Source organism: Ideonella flava, assembly GCF_051857595.1.
Classification (GTDB): domain Bacteria; phylum Pseudomonadota; class Gammaproteobacteria; order Burkholderiales; family Burkholderiaceae_C; genus Ideonella.
Window position 1 is genome coordinate 364022 of record NZ_JBPZHD010000001.1, and the last position, 16242, is coordinate 380263.

A 16242-nucleotide genomic window follows, 5' to 3' on the forward strand; every position below is an offset into this window, starting at 1 on the left:
CATGAAATCGTTGTGGGGCGGCCTGGGCCGCGGAGCGCGCTGGGGCCTGGGGCTCGGCGTGGCCGTCATCCTGGCTGCGACGCTGGCAATCGGCTGGTGGGCCTGGCACACGGACTACGAGGTGCTGTTCTCGAAACTGTCGGCTCAGGATGCCGCGGCCATGACTCGCGAGCTCGATCAGATGAAGGTGCCGTATCGCCTGGGCGACGACGGCACCACCATCCTGGTCGACCGCGCCACCGTGCACCAGACGCGGCTCAAGTTGATGGGCAAGGACCTGCCGCTGCACGGCGCCGTCGGCTTCGAGCTGTTCAACAACTCCGACTTCGGCATGACGGAGTTCGCCCAGAAGGTGAACTACCAGCGGGCGCTGCAGGGCGAGCTGACGCGCACCATCCTCTCGCTCGCCGAGGTGGAGTCGGCGCGCGTGCACCTCGCGTTCCCGGACGAGGGCCTGTTCAAGCGCGAGCAGAACCGCGCCAAGGCCTCGATCACCCTGACGCTGCACGAAGGGCGGGCCCTGCGGCGCGAGCAGGTGCGCGGCATCCAGCGCCTGGTGGCGGCCGCGGTGCCGGGCATCGAGACGCGCGACGTGACCATCGTCAGCGACCAGGGCGTGGCCCTGACGCAGGAGGGCGAGGACACGGCCGGCGGCGCCGCCCCGGCCTCGATGCGCATGGAGGTGAAGCGCGAGATCGAGCAGTACCTCTCGCACAAGGCCAACACCCTGCTCGACAAGGCCTTCGGGCCCGGCCAGGCGCTGGCCAGCGTCGACGTCACGATCGACATGAACCAGGTCCGCGTGACGACCGAGGACGTGCTCACGCCGGCGGCGCCGGCGGGCGAAGGCCCGGCCGGTGTCGTGCTGCGGGAGCGCGAGACCACGCGGGACAGCAGCGGCGGCCGCGGCGGTGCGAACGCCGGCACTGACACAGGCGCTCCGGGGAGCGTTCACCGCGAAGTCGACTACCAGCTCGGCCGCCGCGTCGAGCAGGTCGTCTCCAGCCCGGGTGCGGTGACCCGCCTGCAGGCCCTGGCGATCCTGCGCGCGCCCTTGAACCCGGCGCAGGTCGAGCAGGTTCGCCAGCTGTTGAGCAGCGCCGTGGGCGCGTCGCGGGAGCGCGGCGACGTGGTGGTCGTCCAGCCGCTGGAAGGCCTGGCGGCCAATGTCGTGGCGGCACCCGCCGTCGCGAGCCAGATGCCCGCCGCCGCTGCGGCCACCGCCGCCAGCGTCGTGACGAACGACAGCGAATCGAACAGCGCCTCGGCCCGCCCGTGGACGGTGGTTCAGTCCCTGGCCGGCGTGCTCGCCCTCGCGGCCGTCCTCATGGCCGGCCTGTTCGTGCGACTCAAGGGCCGTGCGACGGCACCGGCGCAACCCATGAGCGCAGCGCAGCGTGAAGCCAGCATGGCGCAGCTGCGAACCTGGATGGCGCAGGCCGACATTGACGGCCCGACCGCCAGGAGCGGCCGGTGAGCGTGCTGTTCGAACAGGCCGTCGCACCCGCCGCCGGTGGTTCGGCGCAGCGCTCCGCTGCCCTGCTGCTGCACGGGATGAGCGAGGCCGACCGTGCCTGGGCGTGGGAGCAGTTGGACGAGATCCAGCGCGCTGCCCTGTCCCCCTTGCTCCACGAGTTGCGCGAACTCGGCGTGCCGCGTGATGCTTCGCTGCTGCGCGAGGTCATCGCCGAGGCGCCGCGCGCGGCCCCACGCCCGAGCTCGGCGCGCGATCGCGTAGCCAACGCGGACCCCACCCAACTGGCAGAGCTGCTGCATGCAGAGCCTGCCGGCCTGGTGCAACGCGTCCTCGCGCTCGGGCCCTGGCCCTGGCAATCGCAGGTGCTCGCCTCCCTGCGGGCCCGCCGCGGCGAGGTGCTCGAGCCCATGGCCGGCGATGTTCACGCGTCCGCCCCGGCGCTCGATGAGGCGCTGCTGCAGCGGCTCGCCGAACGAGTCTCGGGCGGCGTCGCGCCGGCGCCGTCCGTGCGCTTGCGCTGGTGGCAGCAAATGCTGCAGAGCGTTCTTGGCAGCAAGGTGAGGTCTGCGCGATGAACGGTGAGCGCGTGCTCAGAAGCCCTGCCCTGGGCAGCGAACGCCGCCTGCTCGGCGAGGCACCGGTGGCTGCGCGCCCGACTGCAGCAACCGCAGCGTCTGCATCCTCGGTGAGCGCGCCGACCCCGGAGTTCGACGCCGGCTACGCAGAAGGCCTGCGGCAAGGCCTGGCCGATGCGCAGACGCGCCTGGATCGCGAGATCGAGCTGCGCCTGCAGGCCCTGCAGAAGCAGGCCGAGCAGGCGGAGAAGCGCCGCCACGATGAACATGGCCAGCGCATCGCGGCACTGGAGCACCTGCTGCAGACGGTGCAGAAGGCCCTGCCCGAGCGCTTCCTCGCCCTGGAGCGCGAAGCCATCGAGCTGGCCTACGAGGCCCTGTGCCGCGTCTGCGGCCCGCACGCCGAGCAGCACACCGGCGCGGGCCGTGCCGGACTGCTGGTCGACATCCTCCGGCAAGGCGTGCACCAGTTGCGCGGCCAACCCTGGCTGGGCGTGCGTCTGCATCCCCGCGACCATGACGCCCTGGTGGCGAGCGACGCCGGTCGCACGATGCTCGCGCGGCATCCGGAATTGCGCGTGCAGATCGCCCCCTCGCTCGAGCCGCTGGCCGCCATCATCGAGAGCGATCACGGGCAGCTGGATGTGAGCCTCGCCACCCAGCTGGGGCGTTTGAAGGATCTCTGGAATCGCGCCGATCGCGATGAACTCGCCGACGGAGGTGCGCGCTGATGTTGCAGTCCCTTCGCCAGGCGACCGCCACCGCCGAGCTGGTTCGCCGCGTCGGCGTGGTGCGGCAGGTCACCGGCCTGTCGATAGAGGCCGAAGGGCCCGACGTCACGCTCGGCGAGCTGTGCCGCATCCTGCCGCGCCAGGCGGGTGCGCCCGTCCTGGCCGAAGTGGTCAGCCTGCGCCGAGGGCTGGTGACGCTGATGCCCTTCCGCGCCGCGCAGGGCCTGGCCGCGGGGTGTCGCGTCGAGGCGCTCGGCCAGGGGGCGCAGGTGCCTGTCGGCCCGGCCCTGCTGGGCCGTGTGATCGACGGCTTCGGCCATGCGCTGGACGGACTTCCCGATCCGGCCCGCCAGCCGAGCCGCCCAGTGAAAGCCGCCCCCATCAACCCCTTGCATCGCCCGCGCGTGAGCCAGGTGCTCGAGACCGGCGTGCGCGCCATCGATTCGATGCTGACGCTGGGTCTGGGCCAGCGGGTGGGCATCTTCGCCGGCAGCGGGGTGGGCAAGAGCACCCTGCTCGGCATGATCGCGCGCCACGTGAAGGCTGACGTGAACGTCATCGCCCTCATCGGCGAGCGCGGCCGCGAGGTCAAGGAGTTCATCGACAAGCATCTCGGCCCCGAGGGCCTGCGCCGCTCGGTCGTCGTCGTGGCGGCCTCGGACCAGCCGGCCCTGGCTCGCCTGCATGCCGCCTACGCCGCGATCGCCATCGCCGAGGCCTTCCGCGACCAGGGCCAGCAGGTCGTGCTGACCATGGATTCGATCACCCGCTTCGCCATGGCGCGGCGCGAGATCGGGCTGTCCGCGGGCGAGCCGCCGACGGCGCGCGGCTACACGCCGTCGGTCTTCGCCGAGCTGCCGGAACTGTGCGAGCGCTGCGGCACCGCGCCATCGGGCGGCTCGATCACGGCCCTGTTGACCGTGCTGGTCGAAGGCGACGACCACAACGAGCCGATCGCCGACAACCTGCGCGCGATCCTGGACGGGCACATCGTGCTGTCGCGCCAGCTCGCGCAGCAGGCCCACTTTCCCGCCATCGACGTGTTGCAGAGCGCCAGCCGGGTGATGAGCGACCTGGCCGGTACCGACGAGCTGAAGCTGGCCCGCCAGACCATGGCCACGCTGGATCTGCTCGAGCGCAACCGGCAGTTGGTCGACATCGGCGCCTACGTGGCGGGCAGCAACGCCGAGCTGGATGGTGCGCTGCGGCTGAAGCCGGGCCTGCAGGATTTCCTGCGGCAGAGCGAAGGCGGCGCTTCCCGGCCCGCGGCCCTGCAGGCGCTTCACCACCTCATGAGCAGCAGCAAGGCAGGCCCGGCATGAGTCGGCAGGATCTACGCGGGTTCACCTATGCGTTGGAGCCGGCGCGCCAGCGTGCGCAGCACCGCGTCGACCACGCCATCAGCGTGCTTGGGCAACGTCAGCACGCCGCAGCCCAGGCGCAACGGAGCTCCGACGCGGTCCGCGAGCAATGCGTCGAGCTGGCTCGACGAGCTACGCCCGACCCCCGTGCCCCGATCGACCCGCGGCGAGCACTGGCGCTGTCGCATCACATGCAACACCTGAGCGAATCACTGGCCCTGGCCCAGCTCGACATCGAAGCCAGGCAGGCGGAGGCCGACGAGGCGCGACGCGAACTCGAACGTGCCCGCGTCGAGCAGCAGGCCTTCGACAGGCATCGCGACGAGGCATTGCGAGTGCACGTGGTGGACAGCAGCCGGCGCCTGCAGTCGGCGGCTGACCAGGACTGGCTGGCGCGACAGCATGTGCTGGTCGCAGCGGCGGACGAACAGGAGGCCAAGGCATGAAGCTGGAAGACGCGATGCGCGCCCTGACGGCGGGCTCATCCTCGTCTGCCGGCAAGGCGAGTGCGCCGGCGGGCGATGGCCAGGCGTGGCGTCGCCAGATGGAGCGCGCGCAGGCAGACGCCTGGTTCCATGGCTTCGAAGGCAGGCGCACGGCAGATCCGCCGTCGAAGGCGAAGACTCCTGCCCAGGCGAAGGCTCCTCTGGAGCGCGAAACCGTCCGCATGGCACGGCCAGACTCCAAGCGGCCTGGATCGAGCTCGGCGGTGCATGTGCGGCGGTCGAGCTCGGCGTCGGCAGGCGGCAACCTCCAGCCCTTGGTCGTGGCCAGTCCAGTGCTGCCCGCGGCATACCAGCCCGCCACGATCCCGGTCGCAGCGTTGCCGGCTGTTGTCCATGCGACGAGTCCGGCGGCTCCGGTCTTGCAGGTGCAGCCGATCCTCCAGCCCATGCGCGCGTCCCCTCCGGCATACGCCACCGCACCGCAGGTCATGGTGGCCGGAGATGACCGTCCGCGACTCGCACTCACGCTCGTCGTGGCGCCGCCCGAGGCCGGCACCGCAGCCGAGATCGACGACACCGCCCCTCCGCCCCGAAACGTTCGGCACGAATCGACACGGCTACCGGTTCGCGTGCACGTCGAAGGTGACAAGGAGCATGCCACCGTCTGGCTGGGCCTGGACACGCCGACCGCTGTCCACCTGCCCACCGTCACCCGCGCCGTCGCCCAGTGGCTCGCGCAGTCCGGCTACGGCCCAGCCCGTTGGATCTGCAACGGCCAAGCGCTCGACCTCGATGCATTGCCTGGCGCCGGTGCTGAAAGCGACCGGTCCTCGCACGAGTCCGTCACCCATTTCCCCTTCATCGACCCAGCCCAGGGAGAGTCCGCATGAGTTCCATCGGCGCCATCGGCGCAAGCACGACCAGCAGCACGCAGTCGTCCAACATCAGCATGCAGGACTTCCTGAACATCCTGCTCACCCAGCTGACGTACCAGGACCCGCTGAAGCCCATGGACAACCAGGAGTTCATGGCCCAGCTGGCGCAGTTCACGACGCTGGGGCAGACCCAGGAGCTGAGCGGCAAGATCGATTCGCTGGTCTCCACCCAGGCCTCCATGCAGGCGATCGGCCTGATCGGCCGGACGGTCCAGTTCACGACCAGCGAAGGCACCCAGACGGGAACCGTGGCGTCGCTTTCCTGGGCCGGCACCACGCCGGAGCTGAGCGTCAACGTGTCGGGCATCACGATCGGCGGCATCAGCCTCTCGCAGGTCACCGTGGTCCGCTGATCCAGGCCGCCACCCTTTTCAAATTCCATTCAGGAGAGCATTGCATGCTGGACTCGATCTACATTGGCATGAGCGGTTTGATGGGCTACTCGCGGGGCCTGCGCGTCATCGCCAACAACACGGCCAACATCAACACCCCCGGCTTCAAGGGCGCCTCGCTGCAGTTCGGAGACCTCTTCTATTCCGCCGGGCCCGCCAGCGGAGCATTCAGCTCGGCCGGCCCCAACCAGCTGGGCCAAGGCCTCACCACCTACTCCACGTCGCTGGATTTCTCCCCGGGAGAACTGCGCCAGAGCGGCAACGGCCTCGACCTGGCGGTCGACGGACAGGGCCTGTTCGTCCTCAAGGACAAGGATGGGCAGCTTCGCTACACCCGCGACGGAGAGTTCAAGTTCGATGACGATGGCTTTCTCGTCAGCCGCGGGACCGGCGCCAAGGTGATGGCCCATGACGAGCACGGCGCCCTCGTCGAGGTGTCGCTGGAGGGCCTGCGCACCAACGCCGCCAAAGCCACGAGCTCGGTGGCGTTCCGCGGCAACCTGTCCAGGCGCGGCACCCCCTCGGAAGGCAAGCACACCCTGTCGGACGTGAAGGTTCGCGACGCGGTGGGCGGGCAGCACAGCCTGACCCTCGAGTTCCAGCAGGTCGAGGCGCCCGGTGCGCCGGCGAACGAGGTGCACTGGAGCGTCACGGTCAAGGATGGCACCACGCAGGTCGGAACAGGCACCCTGGTGTTCCTCGGCTCGGAGATCGATCCGACCAAGGCCAAGGTATCGATCGACTACAAGCCGCCGGGTGCCGAAGCGGTGGCCATCACGCTCGACTTCAGCGCGGATGTGACCTCCTTCGACGCTGGCACGCAGTCCACCCTGCAGACCACGACGATCGACGGCTACGCCTTCGGCGACCTCACGGATGTCGCCGTCGGTGCCGACGGCGTGCTCGACCTCAAGTACTCGAACGGCCAATCGGCCAAGGGCGTGAAGCTCGCTCTGGCGCGCTTCAATTCGCCCGACACCGTTCGCTCGGCAGGCGACAACATGTTCGAGCCCACTGATGTCTCCTCCTGGGAGACCGGCTCCGCGCAGATGGGCGCCTTCGGCTCCATCCGCTCCGGCGTCGTGGAAATCTCCAACGTCGACCTGTCGTCCGAGTTCAGCGACCTGGTGATCATGCAACGTGGCTACCAGGCCTCGTCGCAGGTCGTCTCGACCGCCAACGAGATGCTTCAGGAACTGTTCTCGCTGAAGGGCCGCTGAGATGGATGCACCTGGTTCGGCCCGGCCGACCGCCGTGCAGTCCCTGTGCTGGCGCAGCGCTGCGCAGTTGGACGGCTTGCGTACCGGTCTGCTGGCAGCACTCGACGGCTGGGGACGCGACTGGGGACTGGCGGTCGACGGCCTGCAGGTCGACAACGCGTGGCAGGCGCCTCCTGTCGCGACTGCGTGGCAGCCCTTGGCGGTCGGAGCGAACGGCAGGAAAGTCGCCTGGGTGGGTTGTGACGCGCCATGCGTAGCAGCGCTGGAGCAGGCGCTGTTCGGTGCCCAGCCCCCGGCGGAGCACGGGGCCCCGGCGCTGTCCAGGTCCCTCGCCCGAGATGCGCTGGCCGCCCTGCATCGAAGCGCCGTGGACTGGCTGGGCGCCATCGCGGCCGAGCAAGACATGCCAGACGACGGCCCGCCTGCCGGGGACAGCCTCGCCTGGTCCGGAGCTGTGCGCGCCGTGGCGCGCTTCGCCGGGCCGGATGCTCGCCCGTTCTCCGTGTCGCTGCACGTCCGTGCCGAGGCATGGCCGCGTCCGGGCCGCGGCAGCAGCGTTGCCGCAACAGCCCTGCCTGCCTTGAGCCCGTTGCATGAAGCCCTGGTCGACGAGCCTGTGAGATTGCACGCACGACTCGCCGACGTGCCCGTCACGCTGGGTGAACTCGTCGGCCTGCGGGAGGGCGATGTGCTGGTCACCGGTCATCGCCTTGCAGACCCTTTGTCCCTGTCGGCGCACGAAGCCGACGCCACCGCCGTGTTCGCCGGAAGGCTGGTGCAGCGAAACGGCCGGATGGCCGTGGCGCTGGTGTCGGCCCGCTGAGCCATCAAACCTCCCACTTCATGAATTCCGCTTCCCAGAATCAATCGGCCGCGCAATGGATCGGCCTGCCCGAGGCGACCGACCCCGCGCCGACCGCAGCCCCTGTGGTGCCTGTGCAGAGCCCGCTGCTCGACGTGAAGGCCCGCCTGCAGGTCTGCGTCGGCGAAGTCGTGATGACCGTCGGTGAATTGACGCGCGCCCAGGCGGGCCAGGTGCTGGCGCTGGACCGCGAGGTCGACGCGCCAGTGGACCTCCTGCTGGAAGGTCGGGTGGTAGCCCGCGGCCAGCTCGTAGCGGTGGGCGAGCATTTCGGCATCCGGCTGACCGAGCTGCCGCTGCCGTTGAAGCCTTGAATCCATCCATGGACTCGAGTCTTTCGGCTGCCTCGGCGGCGTCGGCGGTGCCAGCCCACCTTCTCGCGGACACGGCGGACGTCGGCTTCCCCTGGGCGGGCGCGGCGCTGCTTGCCCTGCTGGCCCTCGTCGCCCTGGTGATGCGCTGGCGTGCGGGCCGCGGCGGCACGAGTCGACCGCCTTGGATGTCCCGCTGGGCGAAGGGGCCGACAGCCGCCCGCCCCGGCGGCCTCGGCCTCGAGGCCTCACTGCGCCTGGACGGTCAGACCCAGGTGCACGCGGTCCAGTGGGGCGATCGCAGGCTCCTGGTGGCCACCACCCTGAACGCCAGCCCGGTGCTGCTCGACAGCCGCCCCGCCGCCGATGGGGAGACCTCGCCGTGATGGAGCGTTGCGCACGCGTCGCTCGGCGAGCGGTGGCAACGATGGCCATCGTCCTGTGGGGCATTGCCGGCCTGCCCAGCGCCCACGCCCAGACGGCCACGGAAAACGTCGACACCGTCCAGGCGCAGCCCGGGAGCAGTTCTCAGGCTGGTGGCAGCTCGAAGGCGGCCAAGCCGGCGCAGCCCGCCGGGGCGGCCGACCTCGGCCTGGCCCTGCCGCAGCTCGACCGCAAGTCCGGGGACACCGCGTCCGCCGTGCGCATCGTGCTGGCGCTGACGCTCCTGGCCATCCTGCCTTCGCTGCTGGTCTGCCTGACTTCGTTCCTGCGCATCGTGATCGTGCTGTCGATGCTTCGCCACGCGATCGGCATGCCGGAGACGCCGCCGAACACCGTGGTCATCGGCCTGGCGCTGTTCCTGACACTGTTCACCATGAATCCGGTGCTGCAGCAGGTCAACAACGAGGCCCTGCAGCCGTTCATGGCCGGCAAACTCGGCATCCAGCAGGGGGTCGACACGGCCGCCCGGCCTCTGCGCGAGTTCATGGTTCGCCAGACGCGCGAGCAGGACCTGGCCCTGATGGTCGAGATCTCGAAGAGCAAGCGGCCGACGAGCATCGATGACATCGGCAATCTCCAGCTGATCCCGGCCTTCATGCTGTCGGAGCTGCGCGCGGCCTTCCAGATCGGCTTCGTCGTCTTCCTGCCCTTCCTGCTGATCGACCTCATCGTCTCGAGCATCCTGATGTCGCTCGGCATGATGATGATGCCGCCGATCACGATCGCCCTGCCGATCAAGATCCTGATGTTCGTGCTGGTGGACGGCTGGGCGCTGATCGTCAAGGCCCTGGTGGGATCGTTCCACTGAGCCTTGAGCTTGCGAATGCAGCCACAGGAATCGATCGCCGCTGCGGCCACGGAGGCCGAGGACGCCGCGGCGCAGGACGAGCGCGCGCTCTGGATCGCCTGGAGAGTTTCGCGCGACGAGGCCGCGCGCCAGACGCTGCTGTCGATGCATCTGCCGTACGCACGGGTGATCGCGGCGATGACCTTCGCGCAGCGCACCACCGACGAGATCGACTTCGACGACTACTTGCAGCTCGCCCGCATCGGCATGCTCGAGGCCTTCGACCGCTACGACCCCCTGGCCGGTGCCCAGTTCAGGACCTATGCCTCCCGGCGCATGCGTGGCGCCGTGCTGGACGGCATCGCCCGCCTGAGCGAGCGCCAGCAGCAATTGAACCTGCGGCGCCAGTTGCTCGCCGAGCGCAGCGCCTCCCTGGCGGCTGCGACCGATGAAGCCGCCGAGGCCAGTGTCGGTGGTGCCACACCGCCCGTTGAAGGCGACCTGTTCCAGTACCTGGCGCAGATCGGCATCGGCCTGGCGATCGGCTTCATGCTGGAGGACACCGGCATGTTCAGTGCCGGCGAGCAGGCGCAGCCCGTCGCCGACCCGGCGTATCGTGCCGTGGAGTTGCGGCACACACGGCGAAGGTTGCATGAACTGATCGCGCAACTGCCGCCCGCCGAAGGCCGCGTCGTCCGCTTGCACTATGCGCATGGGCACGCGTTCGAGGACATTGCGCGCGAACTGGCAGTGACCAAGGGCCGCGTCTCGCAGATTCACAAGAAGGCGCTGGCCTCGTTGCGTGCGCTGATGTCCCACCATGGCGAATGCAACGCCGCCTTCTGACCACGCGATGCAAACGATCGCATTTGCCATCCCAGGAACTTCAAGATGAGCTCCAACGAACCGATCGACGCGCTGCAGCGCCTGGAGGGCTTCCTGGCCCAGGATCCCGGCAACAACGGCCTGCTGATGCGGGCCTTCGAGGCCGCGCTGCACAGCGGGCGGCTCGAGCGCGCAGGTGCGCACCTCGAAGCGGGAATGGCGCTGGGCAAGGAGCCGCTCGCCTGGAGGTTGCACCATGCTCACTGGCTGATGGCGCGCCGCGAGTGGCAAGCGGCGGCGGACTCACTCGATGAGCTGCTGTCCACCCCTGATACACCGCCTGGCCTGGCCGATACGGTGCGGCATGACCTGGCCCTCACCTGCCTCTACAGAGGCCGTGGCCAGGAGGGCCTGGCCTGCCTCTCGCCGCTCGTCGATCCGACTGGCGCGGCGCCAGCCCCGCACCTGCAGGTCGTGTGGCTTCGCCTCATGCATCGTTCAAACCGCCTGGACGAAGCGCTGGACGCTGCCAGGCGCTGGGCCGCAGTGCAACAGCTGGCTCCCGAGGCACAAGGAGTCGCGGCGCTGGTGGCCCTGGATGCGAACGACATGGCCCTGTCCGACCAGTGGTCCCGCGCGGCGCTGCTCCACCATCCTCGCCAGATCGAAGCACTGGTGAGCCGGGGCAGCCTGTGCCTGGCGGGGCAGGATCCGCAGGAGGCCAAGCACTGTCTGGCGCAGGCGCTCCAGGCCAATCCGGACGACGGCCGGGCCTTGTCTGCATGGGCCTTCGCATTGATGCTGAGCGGCGAATGGCCGGGCGCGAGGGAGAGCTTCGAGCGCGCGCTGAAGCTGATGCCGGAGCACATCGGCACGTGGCATGGCCTGGGCTGGTTGACGCTGCTCCAGGGTGACCTGGAAGCGGCCAGGTCGGCGTTCGATCATGCGCTGGCCATGGACCGCAACTTCGCGGAAAGCCACGGCGGCATGGCGGCGGTGCTGGCGCGCGCTGGGGAGCGCGCGGCTGCCGAAGGCGCGATCGAGATCGCCTTGCGCCTGGACCGGCATTGCCTGTCGGCCCACTACGCGCGCGCAGTGCTCGACGGCGAGGCCGGCGACGCCGGCAAGTTGCAGCAGTTGGCGGCCAGGCTGCTCACCGCAAGGCGGACATCCACGGCGCCGCGCTGAGCGACGCGGGATGCGCGTGCGTCAGGTGCCCACGCCCAGGCCGAGCAATCGATCAGCCGCCTCTTCGATCGGCGCCTTCAGCGCGGCTTGCGACTCCATCTGCGCCTGCACCGTGTCGACGAGTTGCTGGAAGCCGGGGTCGTTCAACAGCGCCGGCCCCCACTCGTCCACCATCAACGCTTCCAGAAAGGCACGAAAAGCCTTGCGGCGCCTGTCCGGGTCGCGCTTGTCGATTCCGGCGACCTTGCGGGCAATGCTCGTCGCCAGGTCATCGGCCGCGCCCTTTCGGGCACGCGGCTGGCGGGATTCCTGGCCGGGCCGCACAGTGGACTGGGGCCCGGCAGCCGGATTCCCGCCCGACACGCCTGCAGGCCGCGCCAGCGCCGACAGCTGGGTGCGCAAGTAAGCCGTGAGTTCGGGCGCGGGGCCGATCGTGGTCATCCGGATGTCAGTGCAGCAGGCCCTGGCGGCCGTAGTTCGAGAGCAGGACGTGCTGCGGGTCCTCCGCGTCAATGGCGGCCGGCGGATCCGACGGCGCAGGATCGGGTTCGACCGGCGAGGGGGCAGCAACGACAGGCCGCTGCTGCTCGATGCGCTCGATCATGCGCTGCACGTCAGCGTTCAGCGGAGGGTTGTGCGGGTTCAGCGCGATGCCTTCGCGGAAACAGGCCACCGCGCGCTCCGCGTCGTCCTGGGCGAGGGCCGCGAAGCCATGCACTATGCGCTGCAGCGGATCTTCTGCCGACCTCTCCAACAGCGGCGACCACGTCACCAGGGCCAGGGCCATGCGGCCGCCGGTGAACTGGATCAGCCCCAGCTGATACCTCGCCATGTCCAACGCGGGGGCGAGCAGCACCGCATTGGCGTAGGCCGTCTCGGCCTCCTCCATGCGGCCCAGCTGGGCCAGCTCGGCTCCGATCAGGAAGTGCGGGATGCCGGACGCAGGGGCCAGGCTCGCCGCCTCGGCGAACAACGCGAGCGCCTCGTCGGTCCTGTCGGCGCGGCTGGCCGCGAGCCCCTGCTGGATGAGGCCATCGGCCGCATCGGGGGAGAGGGAAAGGGAGGAGTCGTTGGTGCCCATGAGAAACGTTCGTCTGACGACGAGCTGGCCGGTAGAAGTGCATGTCGATCGTACCCCGCGCGTTGCCCGCCGACGACCGCTTGCCGCCCTCGACGCAGCGAGTGAGTTCACGAAGTACCCGATATCGCGAACCAGAGCGCGCAGCTCGTCGCGCGCGTCTCTGGCCGAGCGAGGCCATGGGCTTGAAACGTACCGATGGCCGAGATGAAACCGGCGCAGGGCCGCCAGCGACAATATTCGCCATACGACACGACGAGGCTCATGGAAAAGACAGGATTCCCCATGGTTCCTTCGCCCAGGCATCCCTACGTTGACATCCCGGCCCGCGCGCACTGGATGCGATCGGTGGCCCACCGCGACCCGCTGGAGATCAAGGACTGGTACCAGCCGCGCTTTCGCATCACCGACCAGGCCATCGCGACGGCTGGCAGCTGCTTCGCGCAGCACATCGGCCGGCGCGTGCGAGAGGCGGGCTTTCGCTTCATCGACACGGAGCCCGCACCCGGCTTCATCGTCAACAGCGCCACCCGCCTGGAATACGGCTACGGCATGTACTCCGCGCGCTACGGCAACGTCTACACGCCTCGCCAGTTGTGGCAGCTGATCGAACGCGCGTTCGGCCGCTTCGAGCCGAAGGACGATCACTGGATCTGGCAGGACGGCGTGGTCGACCCGTTCCGCCCCACCATCGAGCCCGAGCCGTTCTCATCGGTCGATGAACTGCGCCGCTCGCGCAGCCACCACCTGGCGATGGTGCGCCAGGTCTTCGAGACCGTCGATCTCTTCGTGTTCACGCTCGGCCTCACCGAATGCTTTGCATCGCGTCATGATGGCGCCGTCTACCCCGTCGCGCCCGGAGTGAACGGCGGCACGTGGGATCCTGCGGAAGTGAAGTTCCACAACTTCGGGCAGGAGGAGGTGCTGGCGGACATGCGGTCCTTCCTGGCCGCGCTACGCGCCCTTCGGCCCCACCTGCAGGTACTGGTCACCGTCTCGCCCGTGCCTTTGATGGCGACCGCCAGCGGCGAGCATGTCGCGGTCGCGACGATGCGCTCCAAATCCACGCTGCGCGCAGCGGCCTCGGCCCTGACCGACGAGCTGCCGTGGGTCGACTACTTTCCATCCTTCGAGATCGTCGCTTCGCCTGCCATGCAGGGCCGCTTCTTCGAGGCCGACATGCGCAGCGTCAGTGCCGCCGGCGTCGACCACGTGATGGCCGAGTTCTTCCGCATGCACCCACCTCCCCCCTCGGGCGCCGCCGTGCAGGCGGGCCCATCCGAAGCCGCCGACGACGAGGCCATCGCTTGCGACGAGGAGTTGCTGCGGACGTTCGGGGTCCCGCGATGAAGGTCGTCATCATTGGCGATTCGCACACGGCGCAACTTCATCGAGGCATCCTGGCGCTGCAGGCGGAGGATGCTCCCGCGTTGCGCGAGCACGAGTGGATCGTCCGACCGCTGGGCGGTGGCCACCTGTTGCCCTTCCCGTTCTTCAAGGCGCACGGCGACCACATCGCCATCACCCAGCCGGAGTACCGCAAGAGCATTCATCGCCTGCCGCTGAAGCCGCACCCGGACGCGCGATGGCACGGATTCAGCGGTGCGCTCCACACGGCCCGTGTGTTCCGTCACCCGGACTGGGCTCGGTACAGCGTGCCCGGCACCGATATCCCCGGAATCCCCCTCAGCAGCAGCCTGCTCGGCCGCCTCGTCGATGACGACCAGCGCCACGTGATGGCGCTGCTGCTGGCGATGCAGTCGCTGGGCATGAACCCCTTCGTGATCGAAGGCCCACGGCCCTTCCGTCATCACCCCGCCATCCAGACGGTCGGCGCGCAAAGAGTCATCGCCATCGACGGCTTCTTCCGCGAGCGAATGAAGCGTTGGCTCAGCGCCCAACGCATCCCCGTGGCCGAGGTGCCCTCCGACCTCTTTGAAGAGGACGGTTTCATGCGAGACGACCTGCGCAACGGCCTGGACGACCCGCATCACGGCAACGCCGCCTTTGGCCGCCGCATGATCCTGCAGGCGCTGGATGTGATCGCGGCAAGTGGCGCCGGCTGAGCCGGCCGATCGCTGCAAGCGAGCCATCGTCGGGTGCGAGGGCCCGCGGTCGGATCAGCGCGCGTAGGAACGCACCTTGTTGTCACTGGCCTCGGGCACGGTGCGGAAGCCTTGCGACTCCAGGTTGGCCCAGAGTGCTGCGACCGTCTCCGCACCGATGATCGTGGGGTGGTACTCGGCCACCACGGCCCGCACGTGCGACGGCAGCGTCTTGTTCAGCAGATCACGTTCGCCACCCTCGATGTCCATCATCACGAAAGTCGCAGCCTTCCTCTCCAACTGCCGCAGGAAGTCGCGCTGCTCGACGACGATGGTCTTGCTGTTGCCGTAGTCGATTTGTCCCGAAGAAGCCCAGAAGGCCTTCGACACATGGAACTTGTGCTGGCCCTTGCCGGTGCCCAGCATGAAGTTGTAGACGTTCCCGTCGCAGCCGTTGAATGCCCAGGTCTTCCTGATCACGGGGATCAGCTCGGGATTGGCCTCGAAGACGTGAATGCGCGCCGGGTCGCGCACGATGCGCGCCGCGAGCGTCGACATGAAACCCAGGCCGCCCCCCAGCTCGAAGTAATGATCTTCCGGCCGCAGCAGAAGTTGCAAAGCCTTGGCCTCTGAGCCCTCGTAGCGACCACTCGTGAGCGCTGCCTCGAGGGGCTGGTTGAGCGTCGAGCTGTCGACCTCCAGGTGGACATCGCGGACGATGAATTGACGTAAAGCCATGGGAACGAGGGAAAAGGGAGAGGGAGAGGGAGAGGGAGAGGGAGAGGGAGAGGGAGAGGGAGAAGGAGATAAGGGCCATCAGGCTGGCGTGCAATTGGATCACGATGAACCGGCCCCGAAAGGACCCGTCGAAGCCAATGGGTCCGACGTTGGTGGTGAATTTCGCGACTCATCGGTTTTCGCTCCATGCGCGACGAACGCACGTTCAGCGTCCCCAGCGCTGCCGCGCGATGGCAACCTCGAGGTGCTGCGCTCGTGCGCGGCCAGGCGGCGCGCCGCGGCGTGGATGGCCGCGGTCAGCTTTGCCAGCGTCCGCGCGGGCTCCGTGGTCAGTTTTCAAGGGACGTGAAAGGCGGGGCAAGTGGGCCGAAGTCAGATCGCCTGATCGTCTCGAAGATGATCGAGCCGTGCTCGCCAGCAGGACGCTGAGTTTCGGTAGCCACAAGCAACAAGGGCCGCTCAGCAAGCGGTCCTTGGGGGCGGGTGTCTCTTCTCTTAGCAGCTGTTCGGCTGTTCAGGCTGAGTTGCATTGCAAGACCTGACCCTGGCTTCCCCGGCGCATCCCGGTCTCAGCGCTGCCGACCGTGGCGCACACGCTGTCGGTGTCGCTCGATGAACTCTTCGGCGAGAGCAAGCCCGCGACTCGCAGCAAGCGCGGTCCCGCGCCGCAGTGGCAGCAGCACATCGAGGCCGTCGCCCAGCTGCCCAAGTCTCAGCAGCAGTTCGTCTCGAAGATGATCGAGACCGTGCTGGCCCAGCAGGGGCGCTGAGCTTCAGCAGCCCACAAGCAGCAAGGGCCGCGGTCAGCGGCCCTTGGCTTCTTCCCC

General features: G+C 68.9%; 21 protein-coding genes. 17 read left to right on the forward strand and 4 right to left on the reverse strand.

Annotated elements, in window-relative coordinates; translation table 11 throughout:
* The first annotated feature begins 1 nt into the window (after position 1).
* The 4 genes from fliF (at position 2) to ACS5PM_RS01665 (ending at position 4105) form a co-directional block, all read left to right on the forward strand.
* Positions 2 to 1477, forward strand: a complete 1476-nt coding sequence (gene fliF / locus ACS5PM_RS01650) for a flagellar basal-body MS-ring/collar protein FliF (RefSeq protein ID WP_439384744.1) — start codon at positions 2 to 4, stop codon at positions 1475 to 1477.
* The gene (locus ACS5PM_RS01655) at positions 1474 to 2052 is read left to right on the forward strand and encodes a hypothetical protein (protein WP_439384746.1); all 579 of its coding nucleotides are present in this window, start codon (positions 1474 to 1476) and stop codon (positions 2050 to 2052) included. The genes fliF and ACS5PM_RS01655 overlap by 4 nt, the downstream gene beginning before the upstream one ends.
* A gap of 110 nt (positions 2053 to 2162) precedes the next feature.
* Positions 2163 to 2783 carry a FliH/SctL family protein gene (locus tag ACS5PM_RS01660; protein ID WP_439384748.1) on the forward strand — a complete coding sequence of 207 codons (621 nt, stop codon included), beginning with the start codon at positions 2163 to 2165 and terminating at the stop codon, positions 2781 to 2783.
* On the forward strand, positions 2783 to 4105 hold the full coding sequence (locus ACS5PM_RS01665; RefSeq protein ID WP_439384750.1) for a FliI/YscN family ATPase: 1323 nt from the start codon (positions 2783 to 2785) through the stop codon (positions 4103 to 4105). Before ACS5PM_RS01660 ends, ACS5PM_RS01665 begins: the two co-directional genes overlap by 1 nt.
* Positions 4106 to 4116: 11 nt before the next feature.
* On the opposite strand, the gene ACS5PM_RS01670 is transcribed toward ACS5PM_RS01665, so the two are convergent.
* Positions 4117 to 4332 (reverse strand): hypothetical protein, encoded by a 216-nt coding sequence (locus ACS5PM_RS01670; RefSeq protein ID WP_439384752.1) that lies wholly within the window; start codon positions 4330 to 4332, stop codon positions 4117 to 4119.
* A 3-nt stretch (positions 4333 to 4335) separates the two neighbouring features.
* Here ACS5PM_RS01670 and ACS5PM_RS01675 point away from each other — a divergent pair, with 3 nt between their 5' ends.
* From ACS5PM_RS01675 to ACS5PM_RS01720, 10 genes are read left to right on the forward strand one after another with little or no spacing between them, the layout of a single operon-like run.
* Complete coding sequence (locus ACS5PM_RS01675) at positions 4336 to 4590, forward strand: hypothetical protein (protein ID WP_439384754.1); 255 nt, start codon at positions 4336 to 4338, stop codon at positions 4588 to 4590.
* On the forward strand, positions 4587 to 5480 hold the full coding sequence (locus ACS5PM_RS01680) for a hypothetical protein (RefSeq protein ID WP_439384756.1): 894 nt from the start codon (positions 4587 to 4589) through the stop codon (positions 5478 to 5480). The genes ACS5PM_RS01675 and ACS5PM_RS01680 overlap by 4 nt, the downstream gene beginning before the upstream one ends.
* The gene (locus ACS5PM_RS01685) at positions 5477 to 5878 is read left to right on the forward strand and encodes a flagellar hook assembly protein FlgD (protein WP_439384758.1); all 402 of its coding nucleotides are present in this window, start codon (positions 5477 to 5479) and stop codon (positions 5876 to 5878) included. Before ACS5PM_RS01680 ends, ACS5PM_RS01685 begins: the two co-directional genes overlap by 4 nt.
* Positions 5879 to 5922: 44 nt before the next feature.
* Positions 5923 to 7137 (forward strand): flagellar hook protein FlgE, encoded by a 1215-nt coding sequence (locus tag ACS5PM_RS01690; protein WP_439384760.1) that lies wholly within the window; start codon positions 5923 to 5925, stop codon positions 7135 to 7137.
* A 1-nt stretch (position 7138) separates the two neighbouring features.
* A complete protein-coding gene (locus ACS5PM_RS01695) occupies positions 7139 to 7960 on the forward strand; it encodes a FliM/FliN family flagellar motor switch protein (protein ID WP_439384762.1) in 822 nt (273 codons plus the stop codon).
* A 20-nt stretch (positions 7961 to 7980) separates the two neighbouring features.
* Positions 7981 to 8313 carry a FliM/FliN family flagellar motor switch protein gene (locus tag ACS5PM_RS01700; protein WP_439384764.1) on the forward strand — a complete coding sequence of 111 codons (333 nt, stop codon included), beginning with the start codon at positions 7981 to 7983 and terminating at the stop codon, positions 8311 to 8313.
* 8 nt (positions 8314 to 8321) lie between these two features.
* On the forward strand, positions 8322 to 8696 hold the full coding sequence (locus ACS5PM_RS01705; protein ID WP_439384765.1) for a hypothetical protein: 375 nt from the start codon (positions 8322 to 8324) through the stop codon (positions 8694 to 8696).
* 41 nt (positions 8697 to 8737) lie between these two features.
* Positions 8738 to 9562 carry a flagellar type III secretion system pore protein FliP gene (gene fliP / locus ACS5PM_RS01710; protein ID WP_439384767.1) on the forward strand — a complete coding sequence of 275 codons (825 nt, stop codon included), beginning with the start codon at positions 8738 to 8740 and terminating at the stop codon, positions 9560 to 9562.
* 15 nt (positions 9563 to 9577) lie between these two features.
* Positions 9578 to 10387, forward strand: a complete 810-nt coding sequence (locus tag ACS5PM_RS01715; protein ID WP_439384769.1) for a sigma-70 family RNA polymerase sigma factor — start codon at positions 9578 to 9580, stop codon at positions 10385 to 10387.
* A 45-nt stretch (positions 10388 to 10432) separates the two neighbouring features.
* Positions 10433 to 11554, forward strand: coding sequence for a tetratricopeptide repeat protein (locus ACS5PM_RS01720; protein ID WP_439384772.1), 1122 nt, complete (start codon positions 10433 to 10435; stop codon positions 11552 to 11554).
* Positions 11555 to 11575: 21 nt separating this feature from the next.
* On the opposite strand, the gene ACS5PM_RS01725 is transcribed toward ACS5PM_RS01720, so the two are convergent.
* Together ACS5PM_RS01725 and ACS5PM_RS01730 are read right to left on the reverse strand one after the other, a co-directional pair.
* On the reverse strand, positions 11576 to 11995 hold the full coding sequence (locus ACS5PM_RS01725) for a hypothetical protein (RefSeq protein ID WP_439384774.1): 420 nt from the start codon (positions 11993 to 11995) through the stop codon (positions 11576 to 11578).
* 7 nt (positions 11996 to 12002) lie between these two features.
* Complete coding sequence (locus ACS5PM_RS01730) at positions 12003 to 12635, reverse strand: tetratricopeptide repeat protein (protein ID WP_439384776.1); 633 nt, start codon at positions 12633 to 12635, stop codon at positions 12003 to 12005.
* 282 nt (positions 12636 to 12917) lie between these two features.
* On the opposite strand from ACS5PM_RS01730, the gene ACS5PM_RS01735 reads away from it, so the two are divergent.
* Positions 12918 to 13982 carry a GSCFA domain-containing protein gene (locus ACS5PM_RS01735; protein ID WP_439384778.1) on the forward strand — a complete coding sequence of 355 codons (1065 nt, stop codon included), beginning with the start codon at positions 12918 to 12920 and terminating at the stop codon, positions 13980 to 13982.
* On the forward strand, positions 13979 to 14698 hold the full coding sequence (locus ACS5PM_RS01740) for a hypothetical protein (protein WP_439384780.1): 720 nt from the start codon (positions 13979 to 13981) through the stop codon (positions 14696 to 14698). The genes ACS5PM_RS01735 and ACS5PM_RS01740 overlap by 4 nt, the downstream gene beginning before the upstream one ends.
* A 54-nt stretch (positions 14699 to 14752) precedes the next feature.
* On the opposite strand, the gene ACS5PM_RS01745 is transcribed toward ACS5PM_RS01740, so the two are convergent.
* Positions 14753 to 15415, reverse strand: coding sequence for an FkbM family methyltransferase (locus ACS5PM_RS01745; RefSeq protein ID WP_439384782.1), 663 nt, complete (start codon positions 15413 to 15415; stop codon positions 14753 to 14755).
* Between the two features lie 584 nt (positions 15416 to 15999).
* Between ACS5PM_RS01745 and ACS5PM_RS01750 the strand changes: the two genes are divergently transcribed.
* Positions 16000 to 16185 carry a hypothetical protein gene (locus ACS5PM_RS01750; RefSeq protein WP_439384784.1) on the forward strand — a complete coding sequence of 62 codons (186 nt, stop codon included), beginning with the start codon at positions 16000 to 16002 and terminating at the stop codon, positions 16183 to 16185.
* The last annotated feature ends 57 nt before the right edge of the window (positions 16186 to 16242 follow it).

Excerpts from the sequence above, each read along its gene's own strand:
- ACS5PM_RS01745 (WP_439384782.1), bottom strand. The coding sequence starts at position 15,415 with ATGGCTTTACGTCAATTCATCGTCCGCGATGTCCACCTGGAGGTCGAC.
- ACS5PM_RS01715 (WP_439384769.1), top strand. The coding sequence starts at position 9,578 with ATGCAGCCACAGGAATCGATCGCCGCTGCGGCCACGGAGGCCGAGGAC.
- ACS5PM_RS01675 (WP_439384754.1), top strand. The coding sequence starts at position 4,336 with ATGCAACACCTGAGCGAATCACTGGCCCTGGCCCAGCTCGACATCGAA.
- ACS5PM_RS01720 (WP_439384772.1), top strand. The coding sequence starts at position 10,433 with ATGAGCTCCAACGAACCGATCGACGCGCTGCAGCGCCTGGAGGGCTTC.
- ACS5PM_RS01665 (WP_439384750.1), top strand. The coding sequence starts at position 2,783 with ATGTTGCAGTCCCTTCGCCAGGCGACCGCCACCGCCGAGCTGGTTCGC.
- ACS5PM_RS01695 (WP_439384762.1), top strand. The coding sequence starts at position 7,139 with ATGGATGCACCTGGTTCGGCCCGGCCGACCGCCGTGCAGTCCCTGTGC.
- fliF (WP_439384744.1), top strand. The coding sequence starts at position 2 with ATGAAATCGTTGTGGGGCGGCCTGGGCCGCGGAGCGCGCTGGGGCCTG.
- ACS5PM_RS01730 (WP_439384776.1), bottom strand. The coding sequence starts at position 12,635 with ATGGGCACCAACGACTCCTCCCTTTCCCTCTCCCCCGATGCGGCCGAT.
- ACS5PM_RS01705 (WP_439384765.1), top strand. The coding sequence starts at position 8,322 with ATGGACTCGAGTCTTTCGGCTGCCTCGGCGGCGTCGGCGGTGCCAGCC.
- ACS5PM_RS01735 (WP_439384778.1), top strand. The coding sequence starts at position 12,918 with ATGGTTCCTTCGCCCAGGCATCCCTACGTTGACATCCCGGCCCGCGCG.
- ACS5PM_RS01725 (WP_439384774.1), bottom strand. The coding sequence starts at position 11,995 with ATGACCACGATCGGCCCCGCGCCCGAACTCACGGCTTACTTGCGCACC.
- ACS5PM_RS01740 (WP_439384780.1), top strand. The coding sequence starts at position 13,979 with ATGAAGGTCGTCATCATTGGCGATTCGCACACGGCGCAACTTCATCGA.
- ACS5PM_RS01700 (WP_439384764.1), top strand. The coding sequence starts at position 7,981 with ATGAATTCCGCTTCCCAGAATCAATCGGCCGCGCAATGGATCGGCCTG.
- ACS5PM_RS01680 (WP_439384756.1), top strand. The coding sequence starts at position 4,587 with ATGAAGCTGGAAGACGCGATGCGCGCCCTGACGGCGGGCTCATCCTCG.
- fliP (WP_439384767.1), top strand. The coding sequence starts at position 8,738 with ATGGCCATCGTCCTGTGGGGCATTGCCGGCCTGCCCAGCGCCCACGCC.
- ACS5PM_RS01690 (WP_439384760.1), top strand. The coding sequence starts at position 5,923 with ATGCTGGACTCGATCTACATTGGCATGAGCGGTTTGATGGGCTACTCG.
- ACS5PM_RS01670 (WP_439384752.1), bottom strand. The coding sequence starts at position 4,332 with ATGCGACAGCGCCAGTGCTCGCCGCGGGTCGATCGGGGCACGGGGGTC.
- ACS5PM_RS01685 (WP_439384758.1), top strand. The coding sequence starts at position 5,477 with ATGAGTTCCATCGGCGCCATCGGCGCAAGCACGACCAGCAGCACGCAG.